The sequence below is a fragment of the Paraburkholderia sp. HC6.4b genome (assembly GCF_014200875.1).
GTDB lineage: Bacteria > Pseudomonadota > Gammaproteobacteria > Burkholderiales > Burkholderiaceae > Paraburkholderia > Paraburkholderia tuberum.
Map to the genome: position 1 here is coordinate 292,529 of NZ_JACHDC010000005.1, position 14,962 is coordinate 307,490.

The 14,962-nt window shown below is 65.3% G+C and carries 11 protein-coding genes; 6 read left to right on the plus strand and 5 right to left on the minus strand.

Annotated features, from left to right (window positions below; genetic code table 11):
* Positions 1-351: 351 nt before the first annotated feature.
* The 4 genes from zwf (at position 352) to HDG34_RS10030 (ending at position 5,697) form a co-directional block, all read left to right on the plus strand.
* A complete protein-coding gene (gene zwf, locus HDG34_RS10015) occupies positions 352-1,815 on the plus strand; it encodes a glucose-6-phosphate dehydrogenase (protein WP_184059614.1) in 1,464 nt (487 codons plus the stop codon).
* 193 nt (positions 1,816-2,008) lie between these two features.
* Entirely contained in the window at positions 2,009-2,725 is a 717-nt protein-coding gene (pgl, locus tag HDG34_RS10020) for a 6-phosphogluconolactonase (protein ID WP_184059616.1), read from the plus strand.
* Positions 2,703-4,619, plus strand: a complete 1,917-nt coding sequence (locus HDG34_RS10025) for a bifunctional transcriptional regulator/glucokinase (protein WP_090803458.1) — start codon at positions 2,703-2,705, stop codon at positions 4,617-4,619. Before pgl ends, HDG34_RS10025 begins: the two co-directional genes overlap by 23 nt.
* A 151-nt stretch (positions 4,620-4,770) precedes the next feature.
* The gene (locus HDG34_RS10030) at positions 4,771-5,697 is read left to right on the plus strand and encodes a bestrophin family protein (protein ID WP_184059618.1); all 927 of its coding nucleotides are present in this window, start codon (positions 4,771-4,773) and stop codon (positions 5,695-5,697) included.
* A 31-nt stretch (positions 5,698-5,728) separates the two neighbouring features.
* Here the strand turns inward: HDG34_RS10030 and HDG34_RS10035 are convergent, their stop codons facing one another.
* From HDG34_RS10035 to apbC, 5 genes are all read right to left on the minus strand, one after another.
* On the minus strand, positions 5,729-6,475 hold the full coding sequence (locus tag HDG34_RS10035; protein ID WP_260321116.1) for a lysozyme inhibitor LprI family protein: 747 nt from the start codon (positions 6,473-6,475) through the stop codon (positions 5,729-5,731).
* Positions 6,476-6,477: 2 nt separating this feature from the next.
* The gene (locus HDG34_RS10040; protein WP_018419715.1) at positions 6,478-8,763 is read right to left on the minus strand and encodes an arginine/lysine/ornithine decarboxylase; all 2,286 of its coding nucleotides are present in this window, start codon (positions 8,761-8,763) and stop codon (positions 6,478-6,480) included.
* Between the two features lie 90 nt (positions 8,764-8,853).
* Complete coding sequence (gene dcd, locus HDG34_RS10045) at positions 8,854-9,423, minus strand: dCTP deaminase (protein WP_008924193.1); 570 nt, start codon at positions 9,421-9,423, stop codon at positions 8,854-8,856.
* 205 nt (positions 9,424-9,628) lie between these two features.
* Positions 9,629-10,165 carry a superoxide dismutase family protein gene (locus HDG34_RS10050; RefSeq protein ID WP_090803451.1) on the minus strand — a complete coding sequence of 179 codons (537 nt, stop codon included), beginning with the start codon at positions 10,163-10,165 and terminating at the stop codon, positions 9,629-9,631.
* Between the two features lie 130 nt (positions 10,166-10,295).
* Complete coding sequence (gene apbC, locus HDG34_RS10055; RefSeq protein ID WP_184059622.1) at positions 10,296-11,384, minus strand: iron-sulfur cluster carrier protein ApbC; 1,089 nt, start codon at positions 11,382-11,384, stop codon at positions 10,296-10,298.
* Between the two features lie 340 nt (positions 11,385-11,724).
* Here apbC and HDG34_RS10060 point away from each other — a divergent pair, with 340 nt between their 5' ends.
* Positions 11,725-12,378: an OmpA family protein gene (locus tag HDG34_RS10060; protein ID WP_184059624.1), complete on the plus strand. Its 654-nt coding sequence runs from the start codon at positions 11,725-11,727 to the stop codon at positions 12,376-12,378.
* A gap of 403 nt (positions 12,379-12,781) precedes the next feature.
* Complete coding sequence (gene metG, locus HDG34_RS10065) at positions 12,782-14,914, plus strand: methionine--tRNA ligase (protein ID WP_184059626.1); 2,133 nt, start codon at positions 12,782-12,784, stop codon at positions 14,912-14,914.
* Positions 14,915-14,962 lie beyond the last annotated feature (48 nt).

The following is a 14,962-nucleotide window of genomic DNA, read 5'->3' on the forward strand; positions in this document are numbered from 1 at the left end:
TACGCCGACTCGACGCCAGCCTGACGTCGGCTGCGGGCAACGACCCCGCAAGCCCGTCGACTCCCCGGCTTTCCGTAAGGTCCGCCGGCACCCTGCTGGCGCGTACCGGAAGGCGTTGTCCCATTGTCCGTTAGCGTGCCGGGGACGCCCGCCGATTCGCAAAAAGCGTGCATTCCGTCAGTACAGCGCACGCTTTTTTCATCGAATTAACGCTACCTCTTGATTTGGATTGTAGTTAAACTACAATTCAGTGTCAAAAAATATTTTATCGGACTACGGTCGCTCTTCCGGGGCGCTGCGCGTGCAGTGTCCGATCAGCGCGGCGGCCCTTCAGGACATCGACGGAGACTCATGCATACCGACGCAAGCTTCACCTTCGTTCTCTTCGGCGGAACCGGCGATCTGTCGATGCGCAAGATCCTGCCCGCGCTGTTCGAGGCGCACCGCGCGGGCGGCATGCTCGCCGACAGCGGCAAGATCGTCGCGCTCGCGCGGCACGTCGAGGATCGCGGCGAGTATCTGCAGTGGGTCGACGGGCACGTCAAGCCGCATGTGTCGAAGAACGGCCTCGACGAAGCCGCGTGGACGAGCTTCCTCGCGCGCATCGAGTTCGTGAAGATCGATCTCGGCAATCCGGATGACTTCGCGCAACTGCGCGACGCGATCCAGGAGATGCCCGGCATCCGCGTGTTCTATCTGGCGACGGGTCCGTCGCTGTTCGTGCCGATCTGCCATGCGCTCGCCGCGGTGGGCCTGAACCACAATGCGCGCATCGTGCTCGAGAAGCCGCTCGGCTACGACCTGAAGTCGTCGAACGCAATTAATGATGCGGTCGGCGAAATCTTCGCGGAAGAACAGATCTACCGAATCGACCATTACCTCGGCAAGGAGCCGGTGCAGAACCTGCTCGCGCTGCGCTTCGGCAATGCGCTGTTCGAGCCGCTGTGGCGCCGCGAGTGGGTCGAAAGCATCCAGATCACGATCGCCGAGGAACTCGGCGTCGAAGCGCGCGGCGACTTCTACGACAATACCGGCGCGCTGCGCGACATGGTGCAGAACCACCTGTTGCAGTTGCTGTCGATCGTCGCGATGGAGCCGCCCCACTCGATGGATTCCGACTCGGTGCGCGACGAAAAGCTGCGCGTGCTGCGCGCGCTCAAACCGGTCGAGCCGCAGGAAATCGGCAAGGTCGCGGTGCGCGGCCAGTATCATTCGGGCGTGATCCGTGGCAACACGGTCCCGGCCTACGCGACCGAGCACGGCGTGAAGCCCGATAGCTCGACCGAGACCTTCGTCGCGCTGAAGGTCGAGATCGAGAACTGGCGCTGGGCCGGCGTGCCGTTTTTCCTGCGCACGGGCAAGCGGCTCGCCGATCGCGTCGCCGAGATCGTCGTGAATTTCCGTGCGGTGCCGCATTCGGCGCTTGGCGCATCGGCGCTGCGCGCGGGCGCGAACCGCCTCGTGATCCGTCTGCAGCCGAACGAGACGATTCGTCTGTACTGTCTCGCGAAGCAGCCCGGCGAGGGTATGAACCTCGCGAGCGTATACCTCGATCTCGCGTTCGACCGGTTCTTCCGCGAAGGCCAGATGGAGGCCTATCAGCGGCTGCTGCTCGACGTGATCCACGGGCGCCTCGCGCTGTTCGTGCGGCGCGACGAACAGGAAGCCGCATGGCGTTGGGTCGAGCCGATCCTGAACGAGTGGAAGGCCTCGACCAAGCCGCCCAAGCCGTACGCGGCGGGCACGTGGGGACCGGCCGCGGCGAGCGCGATGCTCGCCCAGCACGGCACCTGCTGGCTCGAGGAAGAGAATTGAGTTTGATGAATTGATGGACGGCGCCGCGCGCGATGAACACCTCGGCGCGCGGCGCCGGCAACACCACCGACGAACTGAACGGAGTCGCGCCGGTATCGCGTCATGCGTTTGCAGGCCACCCGCCTTGCAGGCATCGTGCGAGAGCAGTCAGGCTGATTCCGCAGACCTAACAAGAAAGCAGCACGGAGGAGAAGTGATCGAGCTTCACGCTTTCGACGACCAGCGCGCCCAATCCGACGCGCTGGCGAAAGCGGTGGGCGACGCGTTACATGCGTCGCTTGCCGCACACGCGGCCGGCACCGGCACGTCAACCCCGCTCGCGCGCCCGGCCATGCTGGCCGTGTCCGGCGGCAGCAGCCCGCGTCCGTTCCTGCAAACGTTGTCGACGCAGACGTTCGAGTGGCCCCGCATCGCGATCACGCTGGTCGACGACCGCTGGGTGCCGGAGACCGATAGCGCGAGCAACGCGCAGCTCGCGCGCGCCACGTTGCTGCAGAACGCGGCGCAACACGCGACCTTCTGGCCGCTCGTCGACACCACCCAGGATCTGCATTCGCACGTCGCCGCGCTGAACGCGGACGCGCGCTTTGCCACGGCGCCCGACGTCGCGGTGCTGGGCATGGGCGAAGACGGCCACACCGCGTCGATCTTCGCCGACGCGCCCGAATGGGATCACGCGATCAACACGACCGAGCGTTTCGTCGCCGTGCATCCGGGCGCGGCGCCGCACGCGCGCGTGAGCTGGTCGCTGTCCGCGCTGAAGGACGTGAAGCATCTGTTTCTGCTGATCGCAGGGCCGCGCAAGATGGACGTGCTCAACGCCGCGTCCGCCGCGCTACAAAAAAATGCCATCTCGCAGCTGGCAAACGACAAGGGAGTGAGACTCGATGTCTACTGGTGTGCAAACTAAAGCTGTGCCGGGCGCGGTCCAGCACGCCGATGGACCGAGGCTCCTGGCCGACATCGGCGGTACCAATGCGCGTTTCGCGCTCGAGACGGGCCCCGGCGAAATCGGCTCGGTGCAGATCTATCCTTGCGCCGACTACCCGAGTGTCGCCGACGTCATCAAGAAGTATCTGAAGGACACGAAGATCGGCCGCGTCAATCACGCGGCGATCGCGATTGCGAACCCGGTCGACGGCGACCAGGTCAGCATGACCAATCACGACTGGACCTTTTCGATCGAAGCGACGCGCCGCGCGCTCGGCTTCGACACGCTGCTCGTGGTCAACGACTTCACCGCGCTCGCGATGGCGCTGCCCGGCCTCACCGATGCTCAGCGCGTGCAGGTGGGCGGTGGCCAGCGCCGGCCGAACAGCGTGATCGGCCTGCTCGGCCCCGGCACCGGCATGGGCGTGTCGGGCCTGATTCCCGCCGACGACCGCTGGATCGCGCTCGGCAGCGAAGGCGGCCACGCCACCTTCGCGCCCGCCGACGAGCGTGAAGATATCGTGCTGCAATACGCGCGCAAGAAGTGGTCGCACGTGTCGTTCGAACGGGTGGCCGCGGGGCCCGGCATCGAGGTGATCTATCGCGCGCTCGCGGGCCGCGACAAGAAGCGCGTGCCAGCCAGCGTCAATACGGCCGATGTGGTCAAGCGCGCGCTCGAAGGCGAGCCGCTCGCGGCCGAATCGGTCGACGTGTTCTGCGGCATTCTCGGCACCTTCGCCGGCAATATCGCGGTGACGCTCGGCGCGCTCGGCGGCATCTATATCGGCGGCGGCGTCGTGCCACGCCTCGGCGAGTTCTTCGCGCGTTCGTCGTTTCGCCAGCGCTTCGAGGCGAAGGGCCGCTTCGAGGCGTATCTGCAGAGCGTGCCGACCTATGTGATTACCGCCGAATACCCGGCGTTCCTCGGCGTATCGGCGATTCTGGCGGAGCAGCTGTCGAACCGCGCGGGCGGCAGCTCGTCGGCGGTGTTCGAGCGGATTCGCCAGATGCGCGATGCGCTGACGCCGGCCGAGCGCCGCGTCGCCGAACTCGCGTTGAACCACCCGCGTTCGATCATCAACGATCCGATCGTCGACATCGCGCGCAAGGCCGACGTCAGTCAGCCGACCGTGATCCGCTTCTGCCGCTCGCTCGGCTGCCAGGGGCTGTCGGACTTCAAGCTCAAGCTCGCGACCGGTTTGACCGGCACGATTCCGGTCAGCCACAGCCAGGTGCATCTCGGCGACACCGCGACCGACTTCGGCGCGAAGGTGCTCGACAACACCGTGTCCGCGATTCTGCAATTGCGCGAGCATCTGAACTTCGAGCACGTGGAACGCGCCATCGACCTGCTGAACGGCGCGCGGCGCATCGAGTTCTACGGACTCGGCAATTCGAACATCGTCGCGCAGGACGCGCACTACAAGTTCTTCCGCTTCGGCATTCCGACCATCGCGTACGGTGACCTGTACATGCAGGCGGCCTCGGCCGCGCTGCTCGGCAAGGGCGACGTGATCGTCGCGGTGTCGAAGTCGGGGCGCGCGCCCGAGCTGCTGCGCGTGCTCGACGTCGCGATGCAGGCCGGCGCGCAGGTGATCGCGATCACGTCGAGCAACACCCCGCTCGCGAAGCGTGCGACGGTCGCGCTGGAAACCGATCACATCGAGATTCGCGAGTCGCAACTGTCGATGATCTCGCGCATCCTGCACCTCGTGATGATCGACATTCTCGCGGTCGGTGTGGCGATTCGGCGCGCGGTGCCGAGCGACGACGTCGCCGAGACGGTCGAGAAAGCGCGCGAAGGCGCCGACGACGACGCGACGGCCGTGCTCGACTGGCTCAGTCACGGCGCTGCTTCGTCGGCGCGCGACTGAGCCTCCGTTCTCGGCTGTCCCGATCCGCTTGCGGTGAACGAACCCGCGGCGTGTGCATCGTCTTCGATGCGCCCGCCGCGGGTTTTCCTGTTTGGGGACGCGAAAAGCGACCGATAATAGGCGCTCTATCTCCTGGCCGAACCGCTTTGCCATGATCATCCGCCCGCATCTCCACTGGTTTCACATGCTGCTCGCGTGGCGCGGCTCGGTGCTGCCGCAGTTGCTGCCGCGGCTCCTGCTGATCTTCTTCATCTCGATCATTGCGCTCGCCGCACACGATCATCTGCTGCCCGTCAGCCTGAACCTGAACTCGATCGCGCCGTTCTCGCTGGTCGGCATTGCGCTCGCGGTGTTTCTCGGCTTTCGCAACAACGCGAGCTACGACCGCTGGTGGGAGGCGCGCAAGCTGTGGGGGCAGTTGCTCAATGAGTCGCGCTCGCTGACGCGCGAGGCGCTGACGCTGCCGTCGCGCGAGTTGCCCAAAGAAGAAGCCGCCGCGTTTCTGGCGATACTGAGCGCGCTCCCGCATGCGCTGCGTCATCAGTTGCGCAAGACAGAACCGCGCGACGACCTTGCCGCGCGGCTGCCCCGCGCACTGTTTGAACGTGTGATTGGATCGCGCTACAAGCCAGCCGCGCTGTTGCTGTGCCTCGGCGAATGGGTGCAGCGCGCGGCACGCGCGGGGGCGCTCGATCCGATGGCGGTGCTCGCGTTCGACCGCAATCTGAGCGGGCTGTCGGATGTGATCGGCGGGTGCGAGCGCATCGCGTCGACGCCACTGCCGTTCGCGTATTCGGTGATGATCCACCGCACCGTGTACTTCTTCTGCGCGTCGCTGCCATTCGGACTCGTCAATAGCATCGGCATTTTCACGCCGGTGTTCGCGGTGTTCGTCGCGTACACGTTCATGGCGCACGAAGCGATCGCGTCGCAGCTCGAAGAACCGTTTGGCACCGACGACAATGACCTCGCGCTCAACACGATGTCCGCGATGATCGAGGATGCGATGCGCGATCTGCTCGGCGAGCCGGCGCTCGCGCCGCCGCAGCCGCGCGAAGACCGTTATCAATGGGATTGAATGCGCGGTGGGCCGCGCCGGTCGGCGACCGTCAGTGGTTGCCGGCCGTTTCGGAGAGCCGTTTGATCGTCGCGACGCGCGCGCCGATGATGTCGATACGCCCGTGCTCGTCGACGAGCCGCGTCGACGCCGTCAGATACGCGCTCCACGCGCGTTGCGCGTGCACGAGCGTCGGCCGCGATTGCGCCGGCATCTTCGATTCGAGCACACGATAGTAGCGCTTCAGATCGAACATCGCGTGTTCGCAACGCGCGTCGGCGTTGCAGGCGCGCGGCCGGCGCGGCGCCGGACCGTTCGAATCGGCGAGCGCGCTGCGCAGCGCGAGCGCGCGGTCGCGCACCGGCTGCAGCTGCATGTCGGCTTCGGAAAGCACGTACATCGAACCCTGGGTCGTGGCAAAGACCGCGGCAAGCAACTGCTTCTCGGCATCGCGCGACGCGAGCCAGCTCGACTGGCTCCTTTCCCACAGCCTGCGCCGCGCGGGTGGCAGCTTCGCGAGCAACTGCTGGTACGCGTTGTCGACCGCGACCTTCCAGCCGATGCGCGCAGCGTCCATGCACTGCACCTGCCCCATCGTCGTCGACATGTCGGCGCGCGCGAGACACGCGCGCATCGACGCGTCGATCGGATCGGCGGCGGCCACCTCGGCATGCGCCGCCGGACTCGCGATGCCGCCGAACACCACCGTGCCGGCCGCCAGCGCGAAGGCCAGCACGCCGGCCCCGCGCCGCCAGCGGCCGATCGCCGCGAGGCGCGGCAGAAACGTCACCCACCCCATCGTCAGATGCGCACGCAATCGACGAAGTATTCGATGCGCCCGTTGACCATTTCGCCGACGAGCCCGTGGATATCCGTATGGAAGCCCGGGAAGCGCTCGTTGAACTCGCGCGCGAAGCGCAGATAGTTGACGATGGTCCTGTTGAAACGCTCGCCCGGAATCAGCAGCGGAATGCCCGGCGGATACGGCGTCAACAGGATCGACGTAACACGGCCTTCGAGCTCGTCGATCGGTACCCGATCGATCTCGCGGTGCGCGAGCTTCGCGAACGCGTCGGAGGGCTTCATCGCCGGCTCCATGCTCGACAGGTACATCTCGGTCGTCAGACGCGCGATGTCGTTCGCGCGATACACGCTGTGGATCTGCTGGCACAGGTCGCGCAGGCCGACACGCTCGTACATCGGATGATGCTGCACGAACTCGGGCAGCACACGCCACAGCGGCTGGTTGTTGTCGTAGTCGTCCTTGAACTGCTGCAGCTCGGTCACCATCGAGTTCCAGCGGCCCTTCGTGATGCCGATCGTAAACATGATGAAGAACGAGTACAGGCCCGTCTTCTCGACGATGATGCCGTGCTCGGCCAGGTACTTCGTGACGATCGCGGCCGGAATGCCGGTTTCGCCGAAGCCGCCGTCCATGTCGAGACCCGGCGTGACGATCGTCGCCTTGATCGGGTCGAGCATGTTGAAGCCTTCGGCGAGCGGGCCAAAGCCGTGCCACGCGTCGTTGGGGCGCAGCATCCAGTCGTCGCGCGAGCCGATGCCTTCCTCGGCGAACTGGTCCGGGCCCCACACCTTGAAGAACCAGTCGTCGCCGTATTCGGTGTCGACCTTGGTCATCGCGCGGCGGAAGTCGAGCGCTTCAGCGATCGACTCCTCGACGAGCGCGGTGCCGCCCGGCGCTTCCATCATCGCCGCGGCCACGTCGCACGACGCGATGATCGCGTACTGCGGGCTCGTCGACGTATGCATCAGATACGCCTCGTTGAAGCGATGCTTGTCGAAGCGGCTGTTCTTCGAATCTTGCACGACGATCTGCGACGCCTGCGAGATGCCGGCGAGCAGCTTGTGCGTGGAGTGCGTTGCGTACACCATCGCGCCGATGCGCGGACGGCCCGCGCCGATGGCGTGCATGTCCTGATAGAACTCGTGGAATTCGGCGTGCGGCAGCCACGCTTCGTCGAAGTGCAGCGTGTCGAGCCATTCGCCCAACATCTCCTTGATCATCTCGACGTTGTAGATCACGCCGTCGTAGGTGCTTTGCGTGATCGTCAGAATGCGCGGCTTCAGGTTCGGGTTCTTCGCGAGCGCTTCGCGCGCGAACGGGTTCGCCTCGATCTTCTTGCGGATGTTCTCCGGTTCGAACTCGCTGCGCGGAATCGGGCCGATGATGCCGAAGTTGTTGCGGGTCGGCGTCAGGAACACGGGAATCGCGCCGGTCATCGTGATCGCGTGCAGGATCGACTTGTGGCAGTTGCGGTCGACCAGCACGATGTCGCCCGGCGCCACCGTGCCGTGCCAGACGATCTTGTTCGAGGTGGAAGTGCCGTTGGTCACGAAGAACACGTGGTCGGCGCTGAAGATGCGCGCGGCGTTGCGCTCCGAGGCCGCGACCGGACCGGTATGGTCGAGCAGCTGGCCCAGTTCGTCGACCGCGTTGCAGACGTCGGCGCGCAGCATGTTCTCGCCGAAGAACTGGTGGAACATCTGGCCGAGCGGGCTCTTCAGGAACGCGACGCCGCCCGAGTGACCCGGGCAGTGCCACGAGTACGAACCTTCTTCCGCGTACTGCACCAGTTCCTTGAAGAACGGCGGCGCCAGCGAGTCGAGATACACCTTCGCCTCACGGATGATATGGCGCGCGACGAACTCCGGCGTGTCCTCGAACATATGGATGAAGCCGTGCAGCTCGCGCAGGATGTCGTTCGGCAGATGGCGCGAAGTGCGCGTTTCGCCGTACAGGAAGATCGGAATATCGGCGTTGCGGCGGCGCACTTCGGTCACGAACGCGCGCAGCGCGACGATCGCGGCGGCAAGCTCGGGCGTCTCGCCTTCGACGACCACGTTATCGACGTACGGCAGCAGCTCGTCGTCGTCGATCGACAGGATGAAGCACGACGCGCGGCTCGACTGCTGCGCGAACGAGGTCAGATCGCCGTAGCTCGTCAACCCGAGCACTTCCGCGCCTTCTTTCTCGATGGCTTCGGCCAAAGCCCGGATGCCGGAACCCGAGATGTTCTCGGAGCGGAAATCTTCGTCGATGATGACGACGGGAAAACGGAACTTCATGGGCGATTCTCCAAAAAGAAAACGACCGCTGCGTTACGTAAAAAGCGCAGCGGTCACCCGAATAACTGGTGGGTCAAGACGCTGCCGACGTCACGTTTTCGGCAACGTGACGCCGTGCTGACCTTGATACTTGCCGCCGCGATCCGCGTACGACGTTTCACAAATCTCGTCGCTTTCGAAAAACAGCACCTGGGCGACGCCTTCGTTCGCGTAAATTTTCGCAGGCAAAGGTGTCGTATTCGAGAATTCGAGCGTGACGTGGCCTTCCCATTCCGGCTCGAACGGCGTCACGTTGACGATGATCCCGCAGCGCGCGTAGGTCGATTTGCCGAGGCACACGGTCAGCACGCTGCGCGGAATACGGAAATACTCGACCGTGCGCGCGAGCGCGAACGAGTTCGGCGGGATGATGCAGACGTCGCCCTTGAAATCGACAAACGACTTCTCGTCGAAGTTCTTCGGATCGACGATCGTCGAGTTGATGTTGGTGAAGATCTTGAATTCGTCGGCGCAGCGGATGTCGTAGCCGTAGCTCGAGGTGCCGTAGCTGACAATCTTCCGGCCGTCTTCGGAGACGCGAACCTGATCGGGCGCAAACGGCTCGATCATCTTGTGCGACTCGGCCATGCGCCGGATCCACTTGTCAGATTTGATGGTCATAGGTGAGAGCTGCTCGACGTGAATATCAGGTGTGACGAAAGATAGATGAAAACGGCCGGCGGCGGCGCCCAGCCGGCAAAGGCCGCTTATTTTACGCGATCACGGAGACGCTGCCGCAGATGGCGCGAGGCGCGCCCGATGAAGGGGGTCCGCCGACTGGCACGACGCCGTTGCGGGGCGGGCGCGGCGAAAGCGCGCTCGCGCTTCACTGCTGGCGAATCACGCCGCAGGCAATCGCCGCGCCCGCGCCATGCTGAGGGTAAGCGTAGGGATCGGTCGCATCGCGGTGGAGCAGTACCGCGCGCTGCAGCACCGAGCGGATGCCGTCGAGCGACACGTCCGGCGCGACGATGAAGCCGGTGGCCACGCCGTTCGCGTCCGCATGGATGTTGCCGAGATCGCCCTCGACGCGCGCGCCGGCCTTGAGCCGTTCGGCCGCCGGCGAAAACACCGGACCGGCGCTGGAGCCGTCGGCGGCGTTGCAGTCGCCGCGCTCGTGCACCTGCAGCGCGTGGTCGCTATTGGGCGGCAAGCCCGTGAGATTGTAGGTGACCTGGACGCCGTCCGAGCGCTCGATAAAGGTCACGAGACCGTGCGCCTGATTGCCCACGGTGGGCAGCAGTTGCGCGTCGGCGCGCTTTTCCTGTGGTCTCAGGAATACGCCACAGCCGCTCAACAGCACACAGCCGGCAGTCAGGACGATGAACGCATGTACCGCGTGCCCGTCGATTCGTTTTCCCATGCGATCCTCTTGTCGGCCTGGCGGCGGCCCCTGCGGCCGCCGAGCCGAACTCGTGAAGTCGACATGATACCGCGAGAGTTCGTGAAAATAGGGATCGAGATCACCCCTAATCCCTCGCCCGAACGGCCGCTCAGGTGTTCTGCACGACGATGTTCGGAAACTTCGAGCTCATGTCGCGCGCGCGTTCGGCGATATGCACCGCGACCTTGCGCGCGATCGAGCGATAGAGCTCCGCAATGCGCCCGTTCGGGTCCGCGACGACCGTCGGACGGCCCGAGTCGGCCTGCTCGCGGATCGTGATGTCGAGCGGCAGGCTGCCGAGCACGTCGACGCCATACTCCTTGCCCATGCGCTCGCCGCCGCCGGCGCCGAAGATGTGCTCCTCGTGCCCGCAATTCGAACAGATGTGCAGGCCCATGTTCTCGACGATGCCGAGAATCGGGATGCCGACCTTTTCGAACATCTTGAGGCCCTTCTTCGCGTCGAGCAGCGCAATGTCCTGCGGCGTCGTGACGATCACGGCGCCCGTAACCGGCACGCGCTGCGCGAGCGTCAGCTGGATGTCGCCGGTGCCCGGCGGCATGTCGACGATCAGATAGTCGAGTTCGTGCCAGTTGGTCTGGCGCAGCAGCTGTTCGAGCGCCGAGGTCGCCATCGGGCCGCGCCACACCATCGGGTTGTCCGCCTCGATCAGGAAACCTATCGAGCTGGCCTGCACGCCGTGGCCGATCATCGGGTTCATCGATTTGTCGTCGGGCGATTCGGGACGACCCTCGATGCCGAGCATGGTGGGCAGCGACGGGCCGTAGATGTCGGCGTCGAGAATGCCGACCGCCGCGCCCTCGCTCGCGAGCGCGAGCGCGAGATTCACGGCGGTCGTGCTCTTGCCGACGCCGCCCTTGCCCGAGGCAACCGCGACGATGTTCTTCACGCCGGGCAGCAGTTTCACGCCGCGCTGCACGGTGTGTGCGGCAATCTGTTGCGAAACCTCGACGCGCACGTTCGCGACGCCGGGCACCGCGCGCAACGCGTCGGCGAACCGCTGGCGGATCGCGTCGAACTGGCTTTTCGCCGGGTAGCCGAGCATCACCTGAAGGCTGACCGCGTCGCCCTCCACAACCACGTTGCGGATGCTCTTCGCGGCCGCGTACGGCGCGCCCGTGTTGGGGTCAGTGACGGCCGCGACGGCGGCGTCGACTAAAGCCCGATCGATACTCATTGAAACTCCGTGGGGAAGAGGTGCGGCGCGGCGAGATGGACCGATCGGCCACGCGGCGGAATTTGCAAGAAATTGTTATGCGGCATTGCGAAAATCGAACGTGCCGGGCACCCTTCGGGGCACGCGGGACGCCGTAGGGTCGCATCGCTGTGTGTTTCAGGCACTATTGTAGTGTCTGACGGCACACGGTGCCCGAAGACCCTTCTTCGCTGTAGGACCGCGCGAAGCGAGGCGCAGGAATCGTTCCCGAACTTTCTGGGTGGTCGGTGCATTGCCGTAATGTGCGCTGCATAGACTGACCGCTACCCGCTGGCTTATTCGCACTCGAAAGGAAACCAAAATGAATGCAAGAATCATGACTCGCGTGGCCGTATTCGCCGTGGCCGGCTCGCTGGTGGCAGGCTGCGCAACCCAACAGGGCACCAATACAGCAGTCGGCACCGGCGTGGGCGCTGGTGCCGGCGCGGCGATCGGCGCGATCTTCGGCGGCGGCAAGGGCGCGGCGATCGGCGCGGCCACCGGCGCCGCGGTGGGCGGCGTCACCGGCTACAACTGGGACAACATCCGCAACCGCATGTCGGGCGCGACCAAGGGCACCGGCACGCAGATCACCGAGCAACCTGACGGCTCGCTCAAGCTGAACATCCCGAGTTCGGTCACGTTCGACACCAGCAGCTACGCGATCAAGCCGTCGTTCGCACCGGTACTCGACCAGCTCGCACAGACGCTGCAGCAGAATCCGGAAGTCGTCGCGTCGGTCGTCGGCCATACGGACAGCACCGGCTCGCTGCAATACAACGAGACGCTGTCGGTCAATCGCGCGCAGAGCGTGACCGGCTATCTGGCGCAACGCGGGATCGCGCCGCAGCGCCTGTCGGCCACCGGCATGGGCCCGAACCAGCCGATCGCCGACAACAACACCGAAGCCGGCCGTGCGGCCAACCGTCGCGTCGAGATCTATCTGCGCGCCACGGCCCAGCACGCGACCCAATAAGGGCAAGTCTCAAGGAGAAGGCGCCGCCGGGCCGGCCGGGCTTCAGCCGCACGCGCCCGGCTTGCGGGCGGGACGAGCCGCCGGACCGGTTTGTCGACGGATCGAAAAAATTTCGAACTCTGCGGAAAATCCGCGGTCTGTCTTTACGGTACGTGTCTGGCGAAGCCATCACGTCACCATTCTCCTCTTGTCGTTGTTGCTCCGGGGTTTACCGACCCCGGTTTTTTTTGCCCGCGCGGTTTTGCACCCCGCTTCGCCAGGCATCGTTCCTGGCGGTCCCCCACCGCAGCGCCCGCCCCCATCCCCTCTGTTCCGCGCGTCCAGCCCGCCGCGCCCGGTCCGCGTGCGGCGTGCGCCCTGCTAAAATCACCGTTTCGTCCCACCGCAGGCACCCCCGATCCTTATGTCAGCACCCGCCACCGACCTCCCAGCAGGCGCGCCGCCCGGCCGCCGTCAGATTCTCGTCACGTCGGCCCTTCCTTATGCGAACGGGCAGATTCATATCGGCCATCTGGTCGAATATATCCAGACGGACATCTGGGTCCGGGCGCTGCGAATGCACGGCCACGAGGTCTACTACGTCGGCGCAGACGACACGCACGGCACGCCGGTGATGCTGCGCGCGGAACAGGAAGGTCTGACGCCGAAACAGCTGATCGATCGCGTCTGGCTGGAACACAAGCGCGACTTCGACAGCTTCGGCATTTCGTTCGACAACTACTACTCGACCGACTCCGACGAAAACCGCGTGCTCAGCGAAAACGTCTACCTCGCGCTGAAGGAAGCGGGGCTGATCGACGCGCGCGAGATCGAACAGGCGTACGACCCGGTCAAGGAAATGTTCCTGCCGGACCGCTTCATCAAGGGCGAGTGCCCCAAATGCGGCGCCAAAGACCAATACGGCGACAGCTGCGAGGTCTGCGGCTCGACCTACCAGCCCACCGAGCTCGTCAATCCGTACTCGGTCGTCTCGGGCGCGACGCCGATTCGCAAGACCTCGACGCACTACTTCTTCCGCCTGTCCGATCCGCGCTGCGAGAACTTCCTGCGCGCCTGGGTCGGCGGCCTCGCGCAGCCGGAAGCGACCAACAAGATGCGCGAATGGCTCGGCGACGCTGGCGAAGCCAAGCTCGCCGACTGGGACATCTCGCGCGATGCGCCGTACTTCGGCTTCGAGATTCCGGGCGCGCCCGGTAAGTATTTCTACGTGTGGCTCGACGCGCCGGTCGGCTACTACGCGAGCTTCAGGAACCTCGCCGAAAAACGCGGCCTCGACTTCGACGCGTGGGTCCGCAAGGGCTCGACGGCCGAGCAGTACCACTTCATCGGCAAGGACATCCTGTATTTCCACACGCTGTTCTGGCCCGCGATGCTCGAGTTCTCGGGCCATCGCACGCCGACCAACGTGTTCGCGCACGGCTTTTTGACGGTCGACGGCGCGAAGATGTCGAAGTCGCGCGGCACCTTCATCACCGCGCAAAGCGTGATCGACACCGGCCTGAATCCGGAATGGCTGCGCTACTACTTCGCGGCCAAGCTGAACAGCACGATGGAAGACCTCGACCTGAATCTCGACGACTTCCAGGCGCGCGTGAACAGCGATCTGGTCGGCAAATACGTGAACATCGCGAGCCGCGCGGCCGGCTTCCTGATCAAGCGCTTCGACGGCCGCGTGCAGGACAGCGCGATGCATCATCCGCTGCTCGGCACGCTGCGCGCGGCGCTGCCGCAGATCGCCGCGCACTACGAGGCGCGCGAGTACAGCCGCGCGCTGCGTCAGACCATGGAGCTCGCCGACTCGGTCAACGCCTACGTCGATACCGCCAAGCCCTGGGATCAGGCGAAAGACCCGGCCAATGCGGTCGCGCTGCACGAGACCTGCAGTGTCAGCATCGAGGCGTTCCGTCTGCTGTCGCTGGCCCTGAAGCCGGTGCTGCCGAAGCTCGCCGAAGCGGTCGAGGCTTTCCTCGGCATCGAGCCGCTCGTGTGGGCCGACGCCACCGTGCCGCTCAGCTCGGCGCGGCCGATCAACGCGTACAAGCATCTGATGACGCGCGTCGATCCGAAGCAGATCGAGGCGCTGCTCGCGGCCAATCGCGACTCGCTGCAGGCCACGCCGGAAGCGGCGCCGGCCGACGCGAGGGCCAAGGCGAAGGCCCACGCCAAGGCCGTCGCCGCGAAGGAAGAAGAGGCCGGCATCATCACGATCGACGACTTCGCGAAGGTCGATCTGCGCATCGCGAAGATCGTCGACTGCAAGGCGGTGGAAGGCTCGGACAAGCTGCTGCAACTGACGCTCGACGTCGGCGAAGAGAAGACCCGCAACGTGTTCTCGGGCATCAAGTCCGCGTATCAGCCGGAGCAGCTGATCGGCAAGCTGACCGTGATGGTCGCGAACCTGGCGCCGCGCAAGATGAAGTTCGGCATGTCCGAGGGCATGGTGCTGGCGGCATCGGCGGCGGACGAGAAGGCCGAACCGGGCCTCTACGTGCTCGAGCCGCATAGCGGCGCGAAGCCCGGCATGCGCGTGAAGTAACGCGCGGCGCCTTCGGGCGCCTCGCCCCACCTCGCCGCAGGCAGGTAT

Excerpts from the sequence above, each read along its gene's own strand:
- zwf (WP_184059614.1), top strand. The coding sequence starts at position 352 with ATGCATACCGACGCAAGCTTCACCTTCGTTCTCTTCGGCGGAACCGGC.
- HDG34_RS10025 (WP_090803458.1), top strand. The coding sequence starts at position 2,703 with ATGTCTACTGGTGTGCAAACTAAAGCTGTGCCGGGCGCGGTCCAGCAC.
- HDG34_RS10030 (WP_184059618.1), top strand. The coding sequence starts at position 4,771 with ATGATCATCCGCCCGCATCTCCACTGGTTTCACATGCTGCTCGCGTGG.
- HDG34_RS10035 (WP_260321116.1), bottom strand. The coding sequence starts at position 6,475 with ATGGGGTGGGTGACGTTTCTGCCGCGCCTCGCGGCGATCGGCCGCTGG.
- HDG34_RS10040 (WP_018419715.1), bottom strand. The coding sequence starts at position 8,763 with ATGAAGTTCCGTTTTCCCGTCGTCATCATCGACGAAGATTTCCGCTCC.
- dcd (WP_008924193.1), bottom strand. The coding sequence starts at position 9,423 with ATGACCATCAAATCTGACAAGTGGATCCGGCGCATGGCCGAGTCGCAC.
- HDG34_RS10050 (WP_090803451.1), bottom strand. The coding sequence starts at position 10,165 with ATGGGAAAACGAATCGACGGGCACGCGGTACATGCGTTCATCGTCCTG.
- apbC (WP_184059622.1), bottom strand. The coding sequence starts at position 11,384 with ATGAGTATCGATCGGGCTTTAGTCGACGCCGCCGTCGCGGCCGTCACT.
- HDG34_RS10060 (WP_184059624.1), top strand. The coding sequence starts at position 11,725 with ATGAATGCAAGAATCATGACTCGCGTGGCCGTATTCGCCGTGGCCGGC.
- metG (WP_184059626.1), top strand. The coding sequence starts at position 12,782 with ATGTCAGCACCCGCCACCGACCTCCCAGCAGGCGCGCCGCCCGGCCGC.